14 protein-coding genes are annotated in these 17,245 nt (G+C 68.0%); 7 read left to right on the forward strand and 7 right to left on the reverse strand.

Annotated features, from left to right (window positions below):
* Positions 1-10 precede the first annotated feature (10 nt).
* The 7 genes from AAC691_RS17735 to AAC691_RS17765 all read right to left on the reverse strand — a co-directional run bounded on the left by AAC691_RS17735 (position 11) and on the right by AAC691_RS17765 (position 9,960).
* The gene (locus AAC691_RS17735; RefSeq protein ID WP_342627891.1) at positions 11-559 is read right to left on the reverse strand and encodes a GNAT family N-acetyltransferase; all 549 of its coding nucleotides are present in this window, start codon (positions 557-559) and stop codon (positions 11-13) included.
* Between the two features lie 211 nt (positions 560-770).
* Entirely contained in the window at positions 771-2,117 is a 1,347-nt protein-coding gene (locus AAC691_RS17740; RefSeq protein WP_342627892.1) for an MFS transporter, read from the reverse strand.
* 149 nt (positions 2,118-2,266) lie between these two features.
* Positions 2,267-3,748: a M81 family metallopeptidase gene (locus tag AAC691_RS17745; RefSeq protein ID WP_342627893.1), complete on the reverse strand. Its 1,482-nt coding sequence runs from the start codon at positions 3,746-3,748 to the stop codon at positions 2,267-2,269.
* A gap of 12 nt (positions 3,749-3,760) precedes the next feature.
* A complete protein-coding gene (locus tag AAC691_RS17750; RefSeq protein ID WP_342627894.1) occupies positions 3,761-4,747 on the reverse strand; it encodes a GTP-binding protein in 987 nt (328 codons plus the stop codon).
* Positions 4,748-4,766: 19 nt separating this feature from the next.
* Positions 4,767-6,251, reverse strand: coding sequence for an amidohydrolase family protein (locus AAC691_RS17755; protein WP_342627895.1), 1,485 nt, complete (start codon positions 6,249-6,251; stop codon positions 4,767-4,769).
* A 181-nt stretch (positions 6,252-6,432) separates the two neighbouring features.
* On the reverse strand, positions 6,433-8,886 hold the full coding sequence (locus AAC691_RS17760; protein ID WP_342627896.1) for a TonB-dependent receptor plug domain-containing protein: 2,454 nt from the start codon (positions 8,884-8,886) through the stop codon (positions 6,433-6,435).
* Between the two features lie 216 nt (positions 8,887-9,102).
* Entirely contained in the window at positions 9,103-9,960 is an 858-nt protein-coding gene (locus AAC691_RS17765; protein ID WP_342627897.1) for a MurR/RpiR family transcriptional regulator, read from the reverse strand.
* 98 nt (positions 9,961-10,058) lie between these two features.
* Here AAC691_RS17765 and AAC691_RS17770 point away from each other — a divergent pair, with 98 nt between their 5' ends.
* The 7 genes from AAC691_RS17770 to AAC691_RS17800 are packed head-to-tail and all read left to right on the forward strand — an operon-like array spanning position 10,059 to position 17,239.
* Entirely contained in the window at positions 10,059-10,367 is a 309-nt protein-coding gene (locus AAC691_RS17770) for a hypothetical protein (RefSeq protein ID WP_342627898.1), read from the forward strand.
* A complete protein-coding gene (locus AAC691_RS17775) occupies positions 10,364-11,722 on the forward strand; it encodes an MFS transporter (RefSeq protein WP_342627899.1) in 1,359 nt (452 codons plus the stop codon). The genes AAC691_RS17770 and AAC691_RS17775 overlap by 4 nt, the downstream gene beginning before the upstream one ends.
* Positions 11,723-11,730: 8 nt before the next feature.
* Positions 11,731-12,927 (forward strand): MFS transporter, encoded by a 1,197-nt coding sequence (locus AAC691_RS17780; RefSeq protein WP_342627900.1) that lies wholly within the window; start codon positions 11,731-11,733, stop codon positions 12,925-12,927.
* A 5-nt stretch (positions 12,928-12,932) separates the two neighbouring features.
* Positions 12,933-14,426, forward strand: coding sequence for an amidase family protein (locus tag AAC691_RS17785; RefSeq protein ID WP_342627901.1), 1,494 nt, complete (start codon positions 12,933-12,935; stop codon positions 14,424-14,426).
* A 13-nt stretch (positions 14,427-14,439) separates the two neighbouring features.
* Positions 14,440-15,768, forward strand: coding sequence for a gluconate:H+ symporter (locus AAC691_RS17790; protein WP_342627902.1), 1,329 nt, complete (start codon positions 14,440-14,442; stop codon positions 15,766-15,768).
* 29 nt (positions 15,769-15,797) lie between these two features.
* Positions 15,798-16,847 (forward strand): D-TA family PLP-dependent enzyme, encoded by a 1,050-nt coding sequence (locus AAC691_RS17795; RefSeq protein ID WP_342627903.1) that lies wholly within the window; start codon positions 15,798-15,800, stop codon positions 16,845-16,847.
* Positions 16,835-17,239 carry a RidA family protein gene (locus tag AAC691_RS17800; RefSeq protein WP_342627904.1) on the forward strand — a complete coding sequence of 135 codons (405 nt, stop codon included), beginning with the start codon at positions 16,835-16,837 and terminating at the stop codon, positions 17,237-17,239. The genes AAC691_RS17795 and AAC691_RS17800 overlap by 13 nt, the downstream gene beginning before the upstream one ends.
* The last annotated feature ends 6 nt before the right edge of the window (positions 17,240-17,245 follow it).

The following is a 17,245-nucleotide window of genomic DNA, read 5'->3' on the forward strand; positions in this document are numbered from 1 at the left end:
TTTGAATACGCTATCGATGGCGCGAGCGCCATTCTTCCCGTGTGATTTCCCAGATTTCAACCGGGAGGCGCCCTGACACGAAATCCCGATCGCCCGAGGCGACGATGCGCATTCCGGCGCTCTCGGAGATGCGCCGAGAGGGAATGTTGGCAATCGCCTTTGGCACCCGGAGCACCGCCCTTCCGAGTGTCTCGAACCAGTAGTCGGTCACAGCGTCGGCGGCCTCTGTGGCCAGACCCCGGCCCTGCCACTCCGGGGCGAGCCAGAAGCCTCTATTGTTGTCCGGTTCGTCCGTCAGGCTGATGATGCCGATCAGTTGATCCGCCGCGCCATTCGGCCTGATGGACCAGTGCCACGCCGTTCCTTCTTCCATCTCCGGAAGCGCCATGTCACGGATGAACGTCAGCGCGCCATCGGCCGGATACGGCCATGGGATCGTGGACATGAACTGCACGATTTCCCAGCGTGGGAAAATCTCCTGCACCGCCGCGGCATCGGAGAGATCGAGTGGACGCAAGATTAAGCGACGGGTTTCCAGTGTCGGGATCGCGGCAGTCAAAATTTCCTCCAAGCCACACTGAAATTCCATGTGCCGGCAGGTCGCGGTACAACCACTTCAGGCATTTCCACAGCGAGCTTAAATTGCACCTTGTTCGATGACGGCTGGAGCCTGAAACACGAACCCCAACGAATAAAAGTCTTTTTGCTTCTTTTTCTTCAGAAAAAGAAGATTCTTCCCCCACCCCAACGAACACCCTGCGCCGCGCCCCCTACGACACCAGGGGCAGGGACGCCTCCAGTCCCGGCACCGCGGCATGCGCTTCCAGTTGCCCGCGCCGGATCGCATGCAGGCGCAGATAGGCAAGCAGCCCCAGCGGAATCACCAGCGCCATGGCATAGCCCGGCGTCATCGGGTCCTGTGTCCGGGCGATCAGCCAGGCGGTCACCGGCTGGGTCAGGCCGCCGAAACTGGACACCGCCAGCGCATAGACGATCCCGAAGGCGAAGGAGCGGCCGCGATGGCCCAGCGCCTCCAGCATCGCCTGCCAGATCCCCACGGCCATGATGCTGGCCAGCAGGAACATGCCGATATTCAGCGCCAGTTGGCTGGCCAGCCCCGGCCGGTGGATCGCGTCGTAATACAGCGGCAGGCTGGCGGCGGCGGTCAGCAGCCCGACCAGGATAAAGGGCGTCCGCCGCCCCGGCCAGCGTATGGCAATGAAAATTCCCGCCAGCATGCCCACCACGCCGGCGGCCAGGCCCGCCGCCATGCCCGTCATCGCGGTCGCGGGCGGCAGATGCAGGACCGACACCGCGTAGCTCACGCCGAAATTCCGCAGATAGGTGCTGATCGTGATGCTGGTGATGGCCAGGAAGACGAACGGAATGACCGGCCACAGCGATGCCGGCTCGCCCGACATGAACTCACCCGAGGGGGACTCACCCGGCACGGCTCCGGCCGGCGGCGGCGCGGCGGCCTGATGGGCGACGGCGGAACGCCGCAGCACCAGCCCGACCGGCAGGATCGCCAGCCCGGCCAGGAACGGCACCCGCCATCCCCACGCGTACAGCGCATCGTGCGACAGCACCAGCGACAGCACCAGCCCCAGCAGGACCGCCAGCAGCGACCCCAGCAACTGGGTCATGTATTGCAGCGTGCCGAACACCCCGCCCAGCCGCCCCGGCGCGGCGCTGAAGATCAGCGCGGTCGCCGGCCCCACCTCGCCGCCGTCGGAAAACCCCTGCAGCAGCCGGGCAATGATGACGGCAACCGGCGCCAGCGTGCCGATCACGCGGGTCGACGGCGTCACCGCCAGCAGGAACGACCCCGCGGCCATCATCGCAAAGGTCAGCATCAGCGCCGGCCGCTGGCCATGCGTGCGCGCATACCGCCCGATCACCACCGCGCCCAGCGGCCGCAGCACGAAGCCCACGGCAAAGGTCATCAGCGAAAGCAGCAGGCTGATCAACCGGTTCCCGTTGGGAAAGAAGGCATGGCCGATCATCGGCGCAAAGAACGCATAGGCCATGAAATTATAGAATTCGAGAAAATTCCCGACACAGGCGGCGGCGATGATGGCGGGCAGGGAACGGCCCCTTTCAACCGGCTCAGGCATCTTCGGTCTCCTCGGACGATCTGCCGGCGGGCGGCGGCGCAACGCAGGCCGGCTCCCGATATGGCCACAGCCATCATTCCGGTGCAAACACGAATGCATGCGGCATCACCCCGCCGCCATTGCCCCTCGTCCCCCTCGGGGCGCGCCGCTCAGCCCGTCCCGGCAAACGGGTCTGCCACATGCGGCCACAGCGGCGCGCGCGCCCGGGGCAGGCGCAGCGCCGTCATGTCGGGCACCACGCAGCCGGCGACCGGAACGAAGACGACGTCGTCCGCGATCGCGGCGAAGGCGTTGTAGAAATGCTGCGCCGATTTCACGACGACGGCATCCTTGTCCGCCAGCGTAATACCCATGTTGCCGAACACGTCCGGCGAGAAGACCTGCTGCCGGCGCGCGGTCACGACGATGTCGATCCCGTCCACCGCAATCCACGCGCTCCGGCCCATATAGGCCGCGCCGCCGCTCAGTCCGGTCTGCACCAGATTGTCCGAACAGCGCCGCACATGGGCCGTCACGTCGATCGGATCGCCCGATGCCGGGCCGCATTTCCCTCCCAGCCGCAGCGGAAACGTCGCGCCTTCGCCCGCTTCGGTGCAGAACGCGACGGCAGCCGGGTCCCAGATGCAGCCCAGCGCCACGTTCGTCACACCATGCGCCAGCAGGTCACGCAGGATGATCGTATTGTCCGACGGCGCGCCCCCGCCCGCATTGTCCGACACGTCGGCGATCACCAGCGGCCTGGCGGGCCTGGACGCGGCGCGCGCGGCAATGCGCGCCCGCGCCGCGTCCATCGTCAGGCCGGACGGCACGCTCGCCGCCCGCATGGCCCAGATCTCCCGGCCCAGCGTCCGGGCCAGCGCCGCCGCCCGGTCCGCGTCCCCATCGGCGATCACCAGCATCTTCGCCCCGACATCCGGCACGTCGGCCCAGGGAAATCCATGGACGAACGAAACCGACAGGATGCCGTCCTTGCCCTCCAGCGCCGTCATGCGATCGACGAAGGCGCGCACCGGCCCGTGCGGCGTGCGCCAGATCCCCAGCATCCGGCAGTCGTGATACGCCATGACCGGCCGGATCGCCCCCGCCGCCGTGCGCACCGCCAGCCAGTACAGCTCGGCCGAACGCTCCCGGATATCGTCGTGCGGATATTCCTTGTAGGTGACGATCAGGTCGGCCTGTTCGCGCATCGGCTCCGTCAGGTGGCAATGCAGGTCCAGCACCGTGCCCACCACGGCCTCCGGCCCGGCCGCAGCCCGCACATGGGCCAGCACGTCGCCCTCGCAATCGTCGTATCCCACGGCCACCATCGCGCCATGCATCGACAGCAGCACGATATCGACCGGCAGCGCCGCCTTCAGGTCGCCGACGACCAGGTCGCGCAGCTCTTCATGGACCGATGCCGGCGTACGGCCCCCGGGCTGGGCGAAGCTGCAGATGCTCTCGACGACCTCGTGCCCCCCGGCCGCCGCCATCTCCCGCCAGGTCCGCAGCGGCAGGGTGGCCGGCGTCGCGGTGGCCAGGCTGCCCCCGGTCCGGTGCCATTCCCGCGCGCCCATGAAGGCACCCCGCCCCGTGACGATCGGCGAGAACGTATTGGTTTCCGTCCCCAATGTGGCAATGAAGATCTTCATGTCTCTCTCCCGTCATGCCTCTCCCGTGGTCCCGGGCGGCACGCAGCCATCCATGTCCGCCGCGATGGCGGCGCAGTCGATGCGGCCCCGGCGGCCGATGAAGACCAGGCGCGTGCCGTCCGCGCCGGCCGCGCGCGCCGGGGCCGGCCCGACCGTTACCCGCTGGCCCACCATCTGGAACAGCAGGGGCGCCGCCTCCCGCCCATGCAGGCGCAAGATCCCCTTGGCCCGCAGGATCGTGGCCGCATGGCGCTGGATCGCCGCCTGGAACGTCCCGAAATCCAGGGCCCGCGCGCTCCGCCAACTGACCGAGGCGAACAGCGACGACGCATCCGCGCCATCCTCGGCCCGAAACCGCGCCCCCTGGCGTGGCACCGTCGCGCGCGCATGGCCCGGCGCGGCCGCCAGCAGCAGCCCCGGCAGGTCCGCCGCGTCGGCCGGGCGCAGGATCAGGTCCGCCCGCTTGCGGGCATGCAGCGCCGCCAGGACCCGCTCCAACACGGCGCCGGACAGCAGGTCCGTCTTCGACAGCACCACCAGGTCCGCATCGCGGATCGACGCGGCGCGCAGCGGATCGTCGAAATAGCCCCCGTCGGCGGCCATGTCGGCGGCCATGTCGGCGGCATCCGCGACGCAGACCACGGCCTCCAGCGCCGCGGCTTGCCAGATCACCGGGTCCAGCAGCGCATCGCGCACCGCGCCGATCCGCGACACGCCGCTGCATTCGACCAGCACGGCATCCGGCGGGTCCGGCCGCGACAGCACCATCCGGATCGACGCCAGCAGGTCGCCCTGCAGCGAACAGCAGACGCACCCGTTCTTCAGCGTGACGATCCGCTCGCCGGCCTGTTCGATCAGGTCGGAATCGATGGCCAGCGCCCCGAAATCATTCACCAGCACCGACAGGCGCAGCGGCGCGCACCGGTTGACGATGCGGTTGATCAGGCTGGTCTTTCCCGCCCCCAGAAAGCCGCCCACCACCACGACCGGAACCGCCATGGCGGCACCTCCCGGCGCGCTAATGCCGCCGCCCCCGGACGGGCCGTCCGGGGGCGGCATCGCGCCGCAGCGTCCCATCGTCGATCACCGGCTGGCCATTGACCAGCAGATGGCGCACGCCCTCCGACGGCCGGTTCAACGCCGCGAAATCGGCCCGGTCGCCGATCGTCCGGTCATCGAAGACGCACAGATCGGCATCGCACCCTTCCTGCAACCGTCCCTTGCGCCGCATTGCGGGGGCGGCGGGCGCGACGATGCTGGCCGGCAGCCACGAACATTTGGCCATGGCCTCCATCAGCGACAGCATGCCGCGCTCGCGCATATAGACGCGCAGGAACCGGGCGAACGTGCCCGACGAACGCGGGTGCGACACCGCATCGGCGGGCAGGGGCCACGCATCGCCGCCATAGACCGTGCCGTCGGGCAGGGTCCAGGGCATGGCGTCCGATGCGATGATCCCGCCCGGATACAGCACCGACACGTCCAGCAGGTCCCGATGCCGCGCATCGCCCTCGACATCCAGGAAATGCCACAGCACCAGGTTCTCGGGCCGCTCGGCCCGCGCCTGCAGCAATTCGGCGCGGCTGCCGATCCGCCGCCCGTCATCCAGCCGCTGCAGCGCGTCATAGCCGCGGCCGGTCCGCTCGGGAAAGGCCGGATCGGCGAAGAACGGCGCGCCGATCACCGTCGACGCCACCCCGTACGGATAGGCCTCCACCGTCACCTTCAGCCCCTGCGCTTGCGCGGTGCGCACCAGGTCCGCCGCGCGTTCGACATCCATCAGGCTGGTACTGTTGAAATGGCAGATATGCATGCGCGCGCCGGTCGACCCGGCATAGCCGATCAGCCGCGTATAGGCCTCGATCGAACTGCGCGGATCGATGTTCGACGCATAGGCGACATGGGTATAGGTCGGCACGTCGTACTCGGCCGCCAGGCTGCAGATCCGCGAAATCTCCTTCACCCCCGCGCCGGGGACATAGGCATTCGGGATGCCGATCCCCACGCCGCCCTCATCCAGCCCCTGCCGCACGCGCGACAGGATGTCCTCCAGCTCCGCATCGCCGGCCACGGTCTCGACCCAGCGCGGATCGTCCATGCAGCGTCCCATGAAGCTCAGCGACGGCTCCAGCGTCCGTCCGGTCATCGCCGCGATACGCGCGAAGACCCAGCCGACCGACACGCCGTAATTCAGCACGCGGCCGCTGCTTTCCTGCGCGTCGTACCAGCCCGCCACCGGCAGGCTGCCGACCTCGCATTCCAGCGTGGTCGTCACGCCGTCGAACGCCTGCATCCGGTCCGCCGGAACCGATTGCCCATGGGCATGGATATCGATGAATCCGGGCGCCACGACCAGCCCCGTGGCGTCGATCTCGCGCAGGGCGGACCCCGTGACGCCCCCCACCCGCATGATCGCGCCATTGCGGATCGCAACGTCGCCGATCGCATCCAGCCGCGTCTCGGGGTCGATCAGCCGTCCCCCCCGGATGATCAGGTCGTACATGCATCCCCCTCGCGCACCGCATGATGATTATGCCCCATGGATTCTCGTTCTTTTTTGAAAAAAAGAACCAAAAAACTTTTGGACGTTAAGGGACTGCGGCATGCGCCCGGCACAAAATCCCTTAACGAATAAAAGTCTTTTTGCTTCTTTTTCTTCAGAAAAAGAAGAAATACCCCACCCATCAGAAATCACACCCGAACCGCCCGCCGACAAAGCGGGGCTCGCCGGAAATCCCCATCAGCACGGTGGTCGCCGCCACCGGCACGACGTCGATATAATGCCGGTTCAGGATGTTCGACGCATAGGCGGTGACGAACCAGCGCCCGTTCCGCGGCCTGAGGGTGATGCTGCCGCCCATCAGGAAATAGGCCGGCACGACATAGACGCCGCTTCCGCGCGGCTGCAGGCTGTCCTGCAGGTCGCGATAGGAATAATTCCCCTCGAAGGTCAGCGTATAGCGGCGGAACACCGGCCGCGTCTCGTACGACACCTGCCCGTTCAGCGTCAGCTTGGGCATGCCCATGTCGGCGCCGTCATAATTGGTATAGACCGGGCTGTAGAAACCGGTCCTGGTAAAGTTCGCCGCCACGGCGGCCGAATTCACCTGCTGGTAATCGGTGTATTTGCCGCGCAGATAGCCGATGCTCTGCGACAGGGTCAGGCCGCGGACCGGATTGGCCTCGATCTGGAATTCCGTGCCCCACAACTGCGCATGCGGAATATTGATATAGGACCCGTACGTCCCCGGCGCCCCCTCGGGGTTATAGGCCCCCAGCGCGCCCGGAATCACCAGGGTGCCCAGCATCTGCTTGTCGTGGTAGTCGTCCCAGAACAGCGCGCCGTTCAGGCGCAGCCGCCGGCGAAAGAAATCGCTCTTGAATCCGACTTCATAGGCCAGCACCCATTCGGGCTTGAAAGGCTGGATCTGCACGTTCGCGACCGTCGTGTTGGTGGTAAAGCCCCCGGGCTTCACGCCGCGCGCTATATCGGCATACAGCAGCAGGTTCGGCCGGGCCTGCCAGGACAGGCCCACCTTGCCGGAAAACTGGTTGGTCAGCGCGCCATGGGTCGGAAACGGATTGGCGCTGGCGCAGGGCGCTGGATCGGCGCCGCAATGCGCCCTCTTGGTCGCCGAGGGCAGATAATAATATTGCGCGACCGTATCGCCGACCAGGCTGCGCGTATCCGACTGGTGCTGCAGCCCGAAGGTGAATTTGACCGTATGGGTGATGTGATAATCCAGCGTCGCGAACTGGCTGAAATTCTCCTGCGGCTGGTTGTGGAAACTGTCGCGGATATAGCCCGCGGTATCGCTCATGTCGAACCAGTTCGCCCCGAAGGCGCGCGCCCGGTTATAGTACAGACCCGCAATCCACTCCAGCCGCCCGTCCAGCACCGGCCGCCCTTTCAGGCTGACCTCCTGCGAAAAGACGTTGCTGTTGCCGGCAAAGAAACTGTCCCCGGACCGAAAGGCCGACGCATCGCGATCGACATATTCATGCCGCTGCTGCTGGCTGAAATTGCCGATCGTCTGCAGCGTGGCCCAGCCCAGGTCGCGCGCCGCCTTCAGGGTAATCCCCCACGTCACGTCGTCATAGGACGGGATCGAATTCGGCGCGATGCCCACCAGCTTGGCAAAGGCGGGATTCAGGCTCCATCCCGTGGCATAGATGTTCCGGTCGCGCGGCATGTGGCTGACCGCGCTGAAATCATCCAGGATAAACCCGGCGGTGGCGTCGGATTCGTCCATCGACCAGTTCGCAATCAGGTCGATGTCGGTCTTCGCGTCGGGCTGCCAGGCCAGCCGGCCGCGCAGCGCCCCCAAATTGGCATTGCCGATCGATTGTCCGGTGACGCGGTTGAACCGATAGGCGCCGCCCTGCACGGTCTGGCCGGCAAGGCGATATTGCAAGCTGTTGGTGATCGGGCCCGAGACATAAAGCGTGGTCTTGCTCCTGTCCCGCGTCGCCAGATCCTCCGACGCACCGTAATGCAGCGTCCTGGTCGGCGCACGGCTTTCGATCCGCACTTCGCCGCCCGTATCGGCCATCCCGTGGGTAAAGCCCACCGGCCCGGGATCGACGCCGACAGTGGCGATGTCGAACATCTGCCCGCTGCTCATCGGCGACAGCGGATAGGCCACGCCGTCGAAATAGGTCATGACCGACGGCATGTTGTTCTGGGTATAATCCTCCAGCCCGATCCCGCGCAGATAGAATGACGGCGCGTTCGATCCGCTTTCCGTCTGGATCGTCAGGTTCGGCACCAGTTTCTGCAGATCCATGACAGTGTTGACATGGTGCGAGATCAGCGCCTCCTCGCTCAGCATCGTCGTCGATCCCGCCTGGTGCTGCTGCGCGTCGAAACCGAACCGGCTGGCATGGGCGACCACGTCGATCGCTTCCGGACTGGCCGCCGCCGCGCGGCGCCGCGCCGGGCGGACCGGGGCCTGCGCCACCGCGACCGCCCCGCCGTCCGCCGCCGGGCGCCGATGATGGCCGGGCTTATGGATGGGCCTCCTGCCGTCGGCCGTCGCGGCCAGGGCCCCCGGCACCATCTCCCCCCCGATCGGCAGGCAGGCCAGTGCCGTCGTCACGGACAGCACCGTCAATAATCCGGCTCGACCTGATCTCATATTCTCTCTCCGGTATATTTCTCATGGCGCTGGATGGCTGGCACGCCCGATGGGTCCGTCTCCGATAGAATGTTATTATATCGTAACAAAATAAGACATGCGGCGGCCGGGGGCCGGTTCTCAGGGCTCCAATTCTCAGGGTCCCGATTCTCAGGGTCTTGGATCGGACCGCGTGTCTATGGACGCTTCACATGCCGCCGCGCCACGGTCCGGATATCATCCGATTCCATCGATATCCTTCCGCAGCGCCTCGATATTCGCCAGCCGCTCGGCCACGCCCGGTCCCATGGATTGCTCCAGCAGCGACACCAGGCAGTTCGCGACGCACAGCGCCGTCGAATAGCTGTCGAAAATCCCCGCGCCATCCACGACGCAGCGCAGCGTCAGGACGGACGGGTTGGGGCTGGCCGGCGCGCCGATATGCGTCAGTTGCAGGACCTTGGCGTTCCGTTCCAGGGCCGCGCGCATAAGCTGCGTCAGCACCGGCGGCCGGCGCCGCATGCCCACGACGACCAGCAGGTCCTCCGCCCCCATCGTCGCGACATCCTCGCCCATCGCCATGCCAAGCTGCGGCAGGACCTGCACATTGTCGTGCAGCAGCGACAATTGCGCCCGCAGATACAGCGCGATCAGCACCGAATTGCGAAAGGCCACGATGCGGATCTTCCGCGCCTCCCGCAGCATCTGTACCGCCGCATGCAGCGTCTCGCCGGAAATCTCGGCCATCGTCCGGCGCAGATTCAGGATTTCATGTTCGGCATACCGCCCCAGGTCGTAATCGACGTCGCCGATCCGGTGGCGGCGCTGCAACGCCACCAGCGGCGACCCCAGCGACGCCTGGTCGCGGGCATGGGTGCGGGCCTGCTGGTAATTCTCATATCCCAGGCGACGGAAGAAGCGCGCCGCAGTCGGGTTCGACACATTGGCCCGCGCCGCAAGCTCGCTGGCGGTAAATCCCGAGAAATTCCCGTCCAGTTCCAGAATCACCGATGCCAGGCGCTGTTCACCGGCCGTCAGCGCGTCATGAATCTTCATGATCCGGGCCCCGATCGAAACATCTGAGTCGTCGTTCATGTGCCTCTCACCGAACGCAGGAGAAGTGAAACATAACCATCATTCCAATTTCAATATGAAAATGATTTTTCATTACGTCCTTGACACGGGGCGGGTGGATGCGGCGCAGTATGGCCGTGCAGCCGCTGGGGCAAGGGCTTCGTCATGTCCGTCGATCCTTTTTCCGTCCTCTCCCGACCGGACCGGGCGCCGCCCGCTTTCCGTCCCTGTTCCGCCGGCCGCGCGGCCGCGTCGCGCGTCATGCCCCGCTGGCCTGGATATGCCGCAACGCCCCTCCTGTCACGGCCCCGTCCGGCGGCATGAGCCGCGTCATCATCCTCGCCGCCGCCTGCGACCCGGATCGCCTCGCGCGGCACCGGCGGCCCGACATGTATCCGCTGCCCGGCATCGTGGGGACCCGATCATGACGATGACGCAAGACACGATGACGCAGGACACGGTGCCGCACGACGCGGCGTGCCGCGCGGCACAAGGCGGCGCCCTCGACCGGCTCTATCGCCAGGTCGACCGGCGCGTGGTCGCCGTGCTGGCGATCGCCTACCTGCTCGATTGCATCGACCGGATGAATATCGGCTTCGCCCAGCACCAGATCGCACAGCGGATCGGCCTGTCCACCGCCGATTACGGCGTCGCGGCCGGCATTTTCTTCATCGGCTACGTGCTCTTCGAAATCCCCTCCAACCTGCTGCTGCCCAGGGTCGGCGCGCGCCGGACATTCTTCCGCATCATGGTCCTGTGGGGCCTCGCCTCGGCCGCCATGGGCCTGCTCCACGACCGGTACGGCTTCTACGTCATGCGCTTCCTGCTGGGCGTGTTCGAAGCCGGCTTCGCCCCGGCCTGCATGTATTACCTCACGCTCTGGTACCCGCGCGACCGCATGGCGACGGTGGTCTCCGTCCAGCAGACCGCCGGCCCGCTTTCGGGCGCAATCTCGGGGCCGCTCTCCGGCTTCCTGCTCCAGGCCATGGACCATGTCGGCGGCCTGGACGGCTGGCGCTGGATGTTCGTGCTCGAGGGCCTGCCGTCCGTGCTCATGGGCATCGTCGTGCTGGCCGTGCTGTGCGACCGGCCGGCCGACGCGCGCTGGCTGTCCCCGGCCGAACGGGCGGTGCTCACCGCGCGCGCCGCCACGGCCGGCGCCTCGCATGCCGGCTTTCGCGCCGTGCTGCGCGACCGTGCGGTCCATGTCCTGGCGCTGGCCTATTTCTGCCTGATCTGCGGCCTGTACACGATCAATTTCTGGCTGCCCGCGATCATCCGCCGCGCCGGCGTGCAGTCCGACCTGCGGGTCGGGCTGCTCTCGGCCATGCCCTATCTGGTGGCGACCGGCGGCATCCTGCTGTGGGGGCGCCGCTCCGACCGGGCGCGGGAACGCCGCTGGCACAGCGCGATCCCGGCCTTCGCCGGCGCGGCCGGCTTGCTGCTGGTCATCGCCGCCGGCCATCATCTGTGGGGGGCGCTGGCCGCCCTCTCGGCCACCGCGGCGGCGCTCTACGCCGCCTACGTGATCTTCCTGTCCGTGCCGTCGGACCGCCTCAAGGGCCCTGGCGCCGCCGGCGGCTACGCGCTGATCAATTCGCTCGGCCTGCTCGGCGGCTTCCTCAGCCCGATGATCATCGGCCAGCTCGCCCGCCTCACCGGCAGCCTCGATGGCGGGCTGGCCTGCATGAGCCTGGTCGTGGCCCTCGGCGGCGTGGTGCTGTGCCTGGCGGTCCCGCCCGGGCGCCGGGCACCGGCGGCCGGCGCCGCCCTGCCGAAATAGGCCGCGCCATGTCCGTCCAGCCGAAATACGCGGTCTTCGCCCTGCTCTATCTCGGCTGGTGCGTGTCCTATCTCGACCGCGCGGCAATGACCCTGTCCGTCCCCGCCATGCTGCACGACATTCACATGTCGCCCACGCGGCAGGGGTTCGTGCTGGGCGTGTTCTATCTGGGCTATTCCTGCATGCAGATACCCGGCGGATGGCTGGCCGACCGCTTCGGGTCGAAACCCGTCGTCCTGGCCGGACTGGTCCTCTGGTCGCTGTTCACGCTCGGCACTGGACTGGTCGCGACGGCCTCGGCGCTCCTGCTCGTGCGGCTGCTCTTCGGCATGGGCGAGGGGATCTTTCCCGCCGCCAGCATCAAGGCCCTCTACGACGTGTTCCCCGCCGCCGCCCGGGACAAGGCGCCCTCGGCGCTGATGTCCTCCAACTATTTCGGCTACCTCGTCGCCCCCGTCCTGCTGCTGCCGCTGCTGGCCTGGGGCGGCTGGCGCCGGCCCTTCCTGGTCATGAGCATCGCGGGCCTCGCCTGTGCTGCGGCCTATCTGGTGCTGGCCCCGGGCCGCGCGCGGCGATCCGCCCCGCGTGCCCCCGCATCCGGCCGCATGTTCGCCGACGTGCTGCGGGTGCGGGGCATCCGGCGGCTGATGGGGGTGTGGTTCCTGGTCAGCTTCATCAACAAGGCGCTGGAAAGCTGGATGCCCACTTACCTGCTGCATGAACGGGGCGTGTCGCTCAAAGCGGCGGGCGTGCTCCTGACGCTGCCCTATGTCGCGGCGACCCTGGCGGCGGCTTCCGGCGGGTGGATCATGGCGCGCTGGTTCCGCGACCGCGAACATCATTTCATGTCGGCCAACATCATATTGTCCTGCGCGGCCTTGCTGGCCATGGCGCACGCCCCCGGCGTGAACGGCGTCGTGGCGGCGGAAACCTGCCTGTATTTCTTCAAATCCCTCGTCTTCGCCGCCATCCTCTCCCTGCCCGCGCGCATGCTGTCCGCCGATCGCGCCGGATCGGGCTTCGGGCTGATCAATTTCGGCGGCCAGTTCGCCGGCTTCGTCGCCCCGCCGGTCATCGGCGCCCTGCTGGGCGCCTTTCACAGCTATCCGCTGGTGTTTCTCAGCCTGGTGGGCGCCGGGGCGCTGGCGCTCGTCTTCAATGCCGCCTGCGGGCGCTTCCCGTCCGCCTTGCCCCTAGCGGAGTGATATCGATGGAACTCTGTGACGCGACCGCCCTGGACCTGCTGCATCTGTTCCGCACCCGCCGGGCCTCGCCGGTCGAAGCGCTCGATGCCTGCCTGGTACGGACCGACCAGGTCAATCCGGCCGTCAACGCCGTAGTGGCCGAGGACCGCGCCGCCGCCCGCGCCGCCGCCCGCCGGGCCGAGGCCGCCTGGCATCGCGGCGAACCCGACGGCGCGCTCTGCGGCCTGCCGCTGGGGGTCAAAGACACCCACGTCACCGCCGGCCTGCGCACCACCTTCGGCAGTCCCCTGTTCCGCGACCACGTCCCCGCCGCCGACCAGGCGCTGGTGGCCCGGCTGCGCGCGGCCGGCGCCGTCATCATGCACAAGACCAACACGCCGGAATGGGCCGCCGGCGGCAACACGCGCAATCCGGTCTATGGCGCCACCGGCAATCCGTTCGACCCCGCCCTGAACGCCGCGGGGTCCTCCGGCGGCTCCGGCGTGGCGCTGGCCTGCGGCATGGCCACCCTGTGCACCGGCTCCGACACGGGCGGCAGCCTGCGCAACCCGGCTGCCTATAACGGCATCGTGGGCATGCGCCCCTCGGCCGGCCTGGTGCCCAGCGAAACGCGGCCGCATGGCTGGTCCTGCCTGCCGGTCGACGGCCCGATGGCGCGTACCGTGGCCGACACCGCCCTGCTGCTCGGCACCATGGCCGGCGACCAGGCCTACGACCCGCTGGCCTACACGCTGCCCGGCCGCGCGGTCCGCGGCGGGGCCGGCGCCTATACGCCGCTCGCCCCGATCGACCTCGCCGGCCTGCGCCTCGCCGCGACCGAGGATTTCGGCACGGCCCCCACGGAATCGATCGTCCGCCGGGCCTTTCGCGACAAGCTGCCCGCCATCGCGGCCCTGTTCGGCGCGGCGGACCTGGCATCGCCCGACTGCACGGGTGCCGACGACGCCTTCGCCGTGCTGCGCGGCGCCATGTTCCTCGCCGCCCACGGCGCGCGCTATCGCGACCATTACGATCAGCTCGGCCCGAACATCCGCGCGAATGTCCAAGAGGCCCTGTCCTACACGCTCCAGGACCATGCCCGCGCCGCGACCGTCCAGACCAGGATCTACCGCGCCTACCAGGCGTTCTTCACCCGCTACGACATCCTGGTCAGCCCGGCCGTCACCGTCAGTCCCCGTCCCTGGACCGAACTCTACCCGACCGAGATCGACGGCGCGCCGACCCGCAGCTATTTCCACTGGCTGGCGCTGGCCTACATGGTCACGCTGTCCGGCCATCCCGCCATCAGCATCCCCGTCGGCACCGATGCGCGCGGCATGCCCTTCGGCCTGCAGATCGTCGGGCCGCGCGGCGGCGACGCAATGCTGCTGCGGGTCGCCGCCGCGATCGAATCCGCCTTCGCCGCCACGCCGGACCTGTGCCGCCCGGTGCCCGACATCGCGGCCCTGCGCCGCATGCCCCCCATCGCCGCCCGCCCCGGCTTCGGCGATCCCGAATGAGCGCACCCCCCGAATGAGCGCACCCCTCGTCGTCGCCGTCGGCGCGCTGGCGATCCTGGCGGTCATCGTCCTGATCGCCCGCTTCCGGCTGGAACCGATCATGGTGCTGTTCGGCGTGGCGGTGCTGGTGGCCGTCGCGACCGGGCGGATGCCCTCGGCCGGCGTCGCCTCGTTCGAAGCCGGCGCGGGCCACGCGCTGGGGCATATCGCCTTCGTCATCGCCTTCGGCACGATGCTGGGCCGCATCGTGTCCGAAACCGGCGCCGCCGAACGCATCGCCCGCACCCTGGTCGCGCGCTTCGGGCCGCGCAACATCCATTGGGCGATGATGACGGTCGGGCTCGCGGTGGGGCTTCCGGTCTTCTTCGATGTCGGGTTCGTGCTGCTGGCCCCGCTGGCCTTCGTCGCGGCACGGGCGGCCGGACAGCCGATCCTGCTGGCGGCGCTGCCCCTGGCCGCCAGCCTGTCGGCCGCGCACGCGCTCATGCCGCCGCATCCGGCGATCATGCTGGCCATCCAGGCCTATGGCGCCGGCGTGCCCCGCATGGTCCTGCTGGGGGCCATGGCCATGGTGCCGGCCGCGATCGTCGCCGGCCCGCTCTTCGCGGCCCTGGTCGTCCCGCGCCTGCGCGTGACCGGCGTCAGCACGCTCGAGGCCCAGTTCCTCGAACGCGCGACCGACCGCCTGCCGCCCTTCGGCCTCAGCCTGCTGGCCGTGCTGATGCCCGTCCTGCTGATCCTGGGCGGCATGCTTGCCGCCCGCCTGCTGCCCGGCGCCGGCGGACGCTGGCTTGCCGATTTCGCCGGCAGCACCGATATCGCGCTGGTTCTCTCCACGCTCTTCGCCTGCGTCGCCCTGGGCACCGCGCGGGGCATGGGCGGGCGCGACCTGGCCCGCCATCTGCATGACTGCCTGGCGCCGATCGCCTTCGTCGTGCTGCTGGTCGGCGCCGGCGGCGGCTTCGGCCGCGCCCTGATCGATTCCGGCATCTCGGGGGTGCTGACCGCGCTGGCCCTGCGGATGCACATGCCCGTGCTGCTGCTGGCCTGGGGGCTGGCGGCGATCATCCGTCTGGCCACCGGCTCGGCCACCGTGGCGATGAGCACCGCCGCCGGCATCCTCGCCCCCCTGGCGCATCAGGCCGGCCTCGCGGCGCCCGAGGCCCTCGTCCTGGCCACCGGCGCCGGATCGGTCGCCTTCGGGCCGGTCACCGACCCTGTCTTCTGGCAGGTCAAGGAATATCTGGGCCTCTCGGTCGGCCAGACCCTGCTGACCTGGTCCTGCATCGAGACGCTGATTTCCCTCATGGCCCTGGCCGCCGCCATGATATGTAATATATAACAATGAGTTACACAGACCAGGAGACGACGATGCCCTTCGCCACCCTGCCGACGCCCTGCGTCCTGATCGATATCGACCGCGTCACCGCCAACATCCGCCGGGCGCAGGATTATGCCAACTCACACGGCTTCGCCCTGCGCCCTCACGTCAAAACACATAAAATCCCAACTTTCGCCCACATGCAGGTCGCCGCCGGCGCCCGCGGCATCACCTGCCAGAAACTCGGCGAAGCCGAGATCATGGCCGACGCCGGCCTCGACGACATCCTGGTCAGCTACAACATCATCGGCTTCGACAAACTCGCTCGCCTCGCCGCCCTGGCCCGCCGCGTGAAACTGACCGTCGCCGCCGACAGCGCCCACACCATCGCCGGCTATCTCCGCACGGCCCGCGCCGCCAACGTACAATTCGACATCCTGATCGAATGCGACACCGGCGGCGGCCGCTGCGGCGTCCAGACCCCGGACGAAGCCGTGGCACTGGCGCAAATGCTCGACGGCGGCACCGGGGCGCGGTTCGGCGGCGTGATGACCTATCCGGCTGCCGGCAAGACCGCCCTTGCGGCCGAATGGCTCGCCGTCGCCTCGGCACGCTTCGACGCCGTAGGCATCCCCCTGCCGGTCGTCTCCGCCGGCGGCACCCCGGACCTGTGGCGCGCGCACACGCTTCCCGGCCTGACGGAATACCGACCCGGTACTTATATCTACATGGACCGCTCGCAGGTCGCCGCCGGCGCGGCCCGGCTCGACGAATGCGCGCTGACCGTTCTCTCCACCATTGTCAGCAAACCAACGCCGAACCGCGCCATCATCGACGCTGGCACCAAAACCCTGACCAGCGATCTGCTGGGCATGGACGGGTTCGGCCATGTCCTGTCCTGTCCCGACGCGACGCTCACCGGACTCAGCGAAGAGCACGGTATCCTGCGCGGCGGCGGCCTGCCGCGGATCGGCGACCGGGTCCGCATCGTGCCCAATCATGCCTGCGTCGTCAGCAACCTGTTCGACAAGGTCTATGTCGTATCCGGTGATCGCGTCGTCGACGCCGTAACCGTCGCTGCGCGCGGATGCGTGACCTGATTCTGACGCCAGTGAAACAGGACAAGCCAATGGTCAAGAAAATATTCGGGGCGGCCCATGTTCCCCTCTCCCCGGCAGTGCGTGCGGGTGATTTTGTCTTTGTTTCCGGCCAGGTCCCGGTCCGGGATGGCAAGATCGTTGCCGGCGGCGTGATCGAACAGACGCATGCGGTGATGGAGAACATCGCCTCCGCATTGCAACTGGCCGGATGCGCGATGACCGACGTCGTCAAGACCTTCGCCATTCTCAGCGACGCGAAGGATTTCGATGCTTTCAACCAGGCTTATGCCGCCTGGTTTCCGTCCGAGCCACCGGCCCGCACGACCGTCGAGGCCAAATTGATGATCGATATCGCGGTCGAGATCGAAGTTGTCGCCTATCGTCCGCTCTAGGCCTGT

This window comes from Nguyenibacter vanlangensis, assembly GCF_038719015.1.
GTDB classification, from domain to species: domain Bacteria; phylum Pseudomonadota; class Alphaproteobacteria; order Acetobacterales; family Acetobacteraceae; genus Gluconacetobacter; species Gluconacetobacter vanlangensis.

Excerpts from the sequence above, each read along its gene's own strand:
- AAC691_RS17750 (WP_342627894.1), bottom strand. The coding sequence starts at position 4,747 with ATGGCGGTTCCGGTCGTGGTGGTGGGCGGCTTTCTGGGGGCGGGAAAG.
- AAC691_RS17775 (WP_342627899.1), top strand. The coding sequence starts at position 10,364 with ATGACGATGACGCAAGACACGATGACGCAGGACACGGTGCCGCACGAC.
- AAC691_RS17760 (WP_342627896.1), bottom strand. The coding sequence starts at position 8,886 with ATGAGATCAGGTCGAGCCGGATTATTGACGGTGCTGTCCGTGACGACG.
- AAC691_RS17800 (WP_342627904.1), top strand. The coding sequence starts at position 16,835 with ATGCGTGACCTGATTCTGACGCCAGTGAAACAGGACAAGCCAATGGTC.
- AAC691_RS17740 (WP_342627892.1), bottom strand. The coding sequence starts at position 2,117 with ATGCCTGAGCCGGTTGAAAGGGGCCGTTCCCTGCCCGCCATCATCGCC.
- AAC691_RS17790 (WP_342627902.1), top strand. The coding sequence starts at position 14,440 with ATGAGCGCACCCCTCGTCGTCGCCGTCGGCGCGCTGGCGATCCTGGCG.
- AAC691_RS17795 (WP_342627903.1), top strand. The coding sequence starts at position 15,798 with ATGCCCTTCGCCACCCTGCCGACGCCCTGCGTCCTGATCGATATCGAC.
- AAC691_RS17765 (WP_342627897.1), bottom strand. The coding sequence starts at position 9,960 with ATGAACGACGACTCAGATGTTTCGATCGGGGCCCGGATCATGAAGATT.
- AAC691_RS17770 (WP_342627898.1), top strand. The coding sequence starts at position 10,059 with ATGCGGCGCAGTATGGCCGTGCAGCCGCTGGGGCAAGGGCTTCGTCAT.
- AAC691_RS17780 (WP_342627900.1), top strand. The coding sequence starts at position 11,731 with ATGTCCGTCCAGCCGAAATACGCGGTCTTCGCCCTGCTCTATCTCGGC.
- AAC691_RS17755 (WP_342627895.1), bottom strand. The coding sequence starts at position 6,251 with ATGTACGACCTGATCATCCGGGGGGGACGGCTGATCGACCCCGAGACG.
- AAC691_RS17745 (WP_342627893.1), bottom strand. The coding sequence starts at position 3,748 with ATGAAGATCTTCATTGCCACATTGGGGACGGAAACCAATACGTTCTCG.
- AAC691_RS17785 (WP_342627901.1), top strand. The coding sequence starts at position 12,933 with ATGGAACTCTGTGACGCGACCGCCCTGGACCTGCTGCATCTGTTCCGC.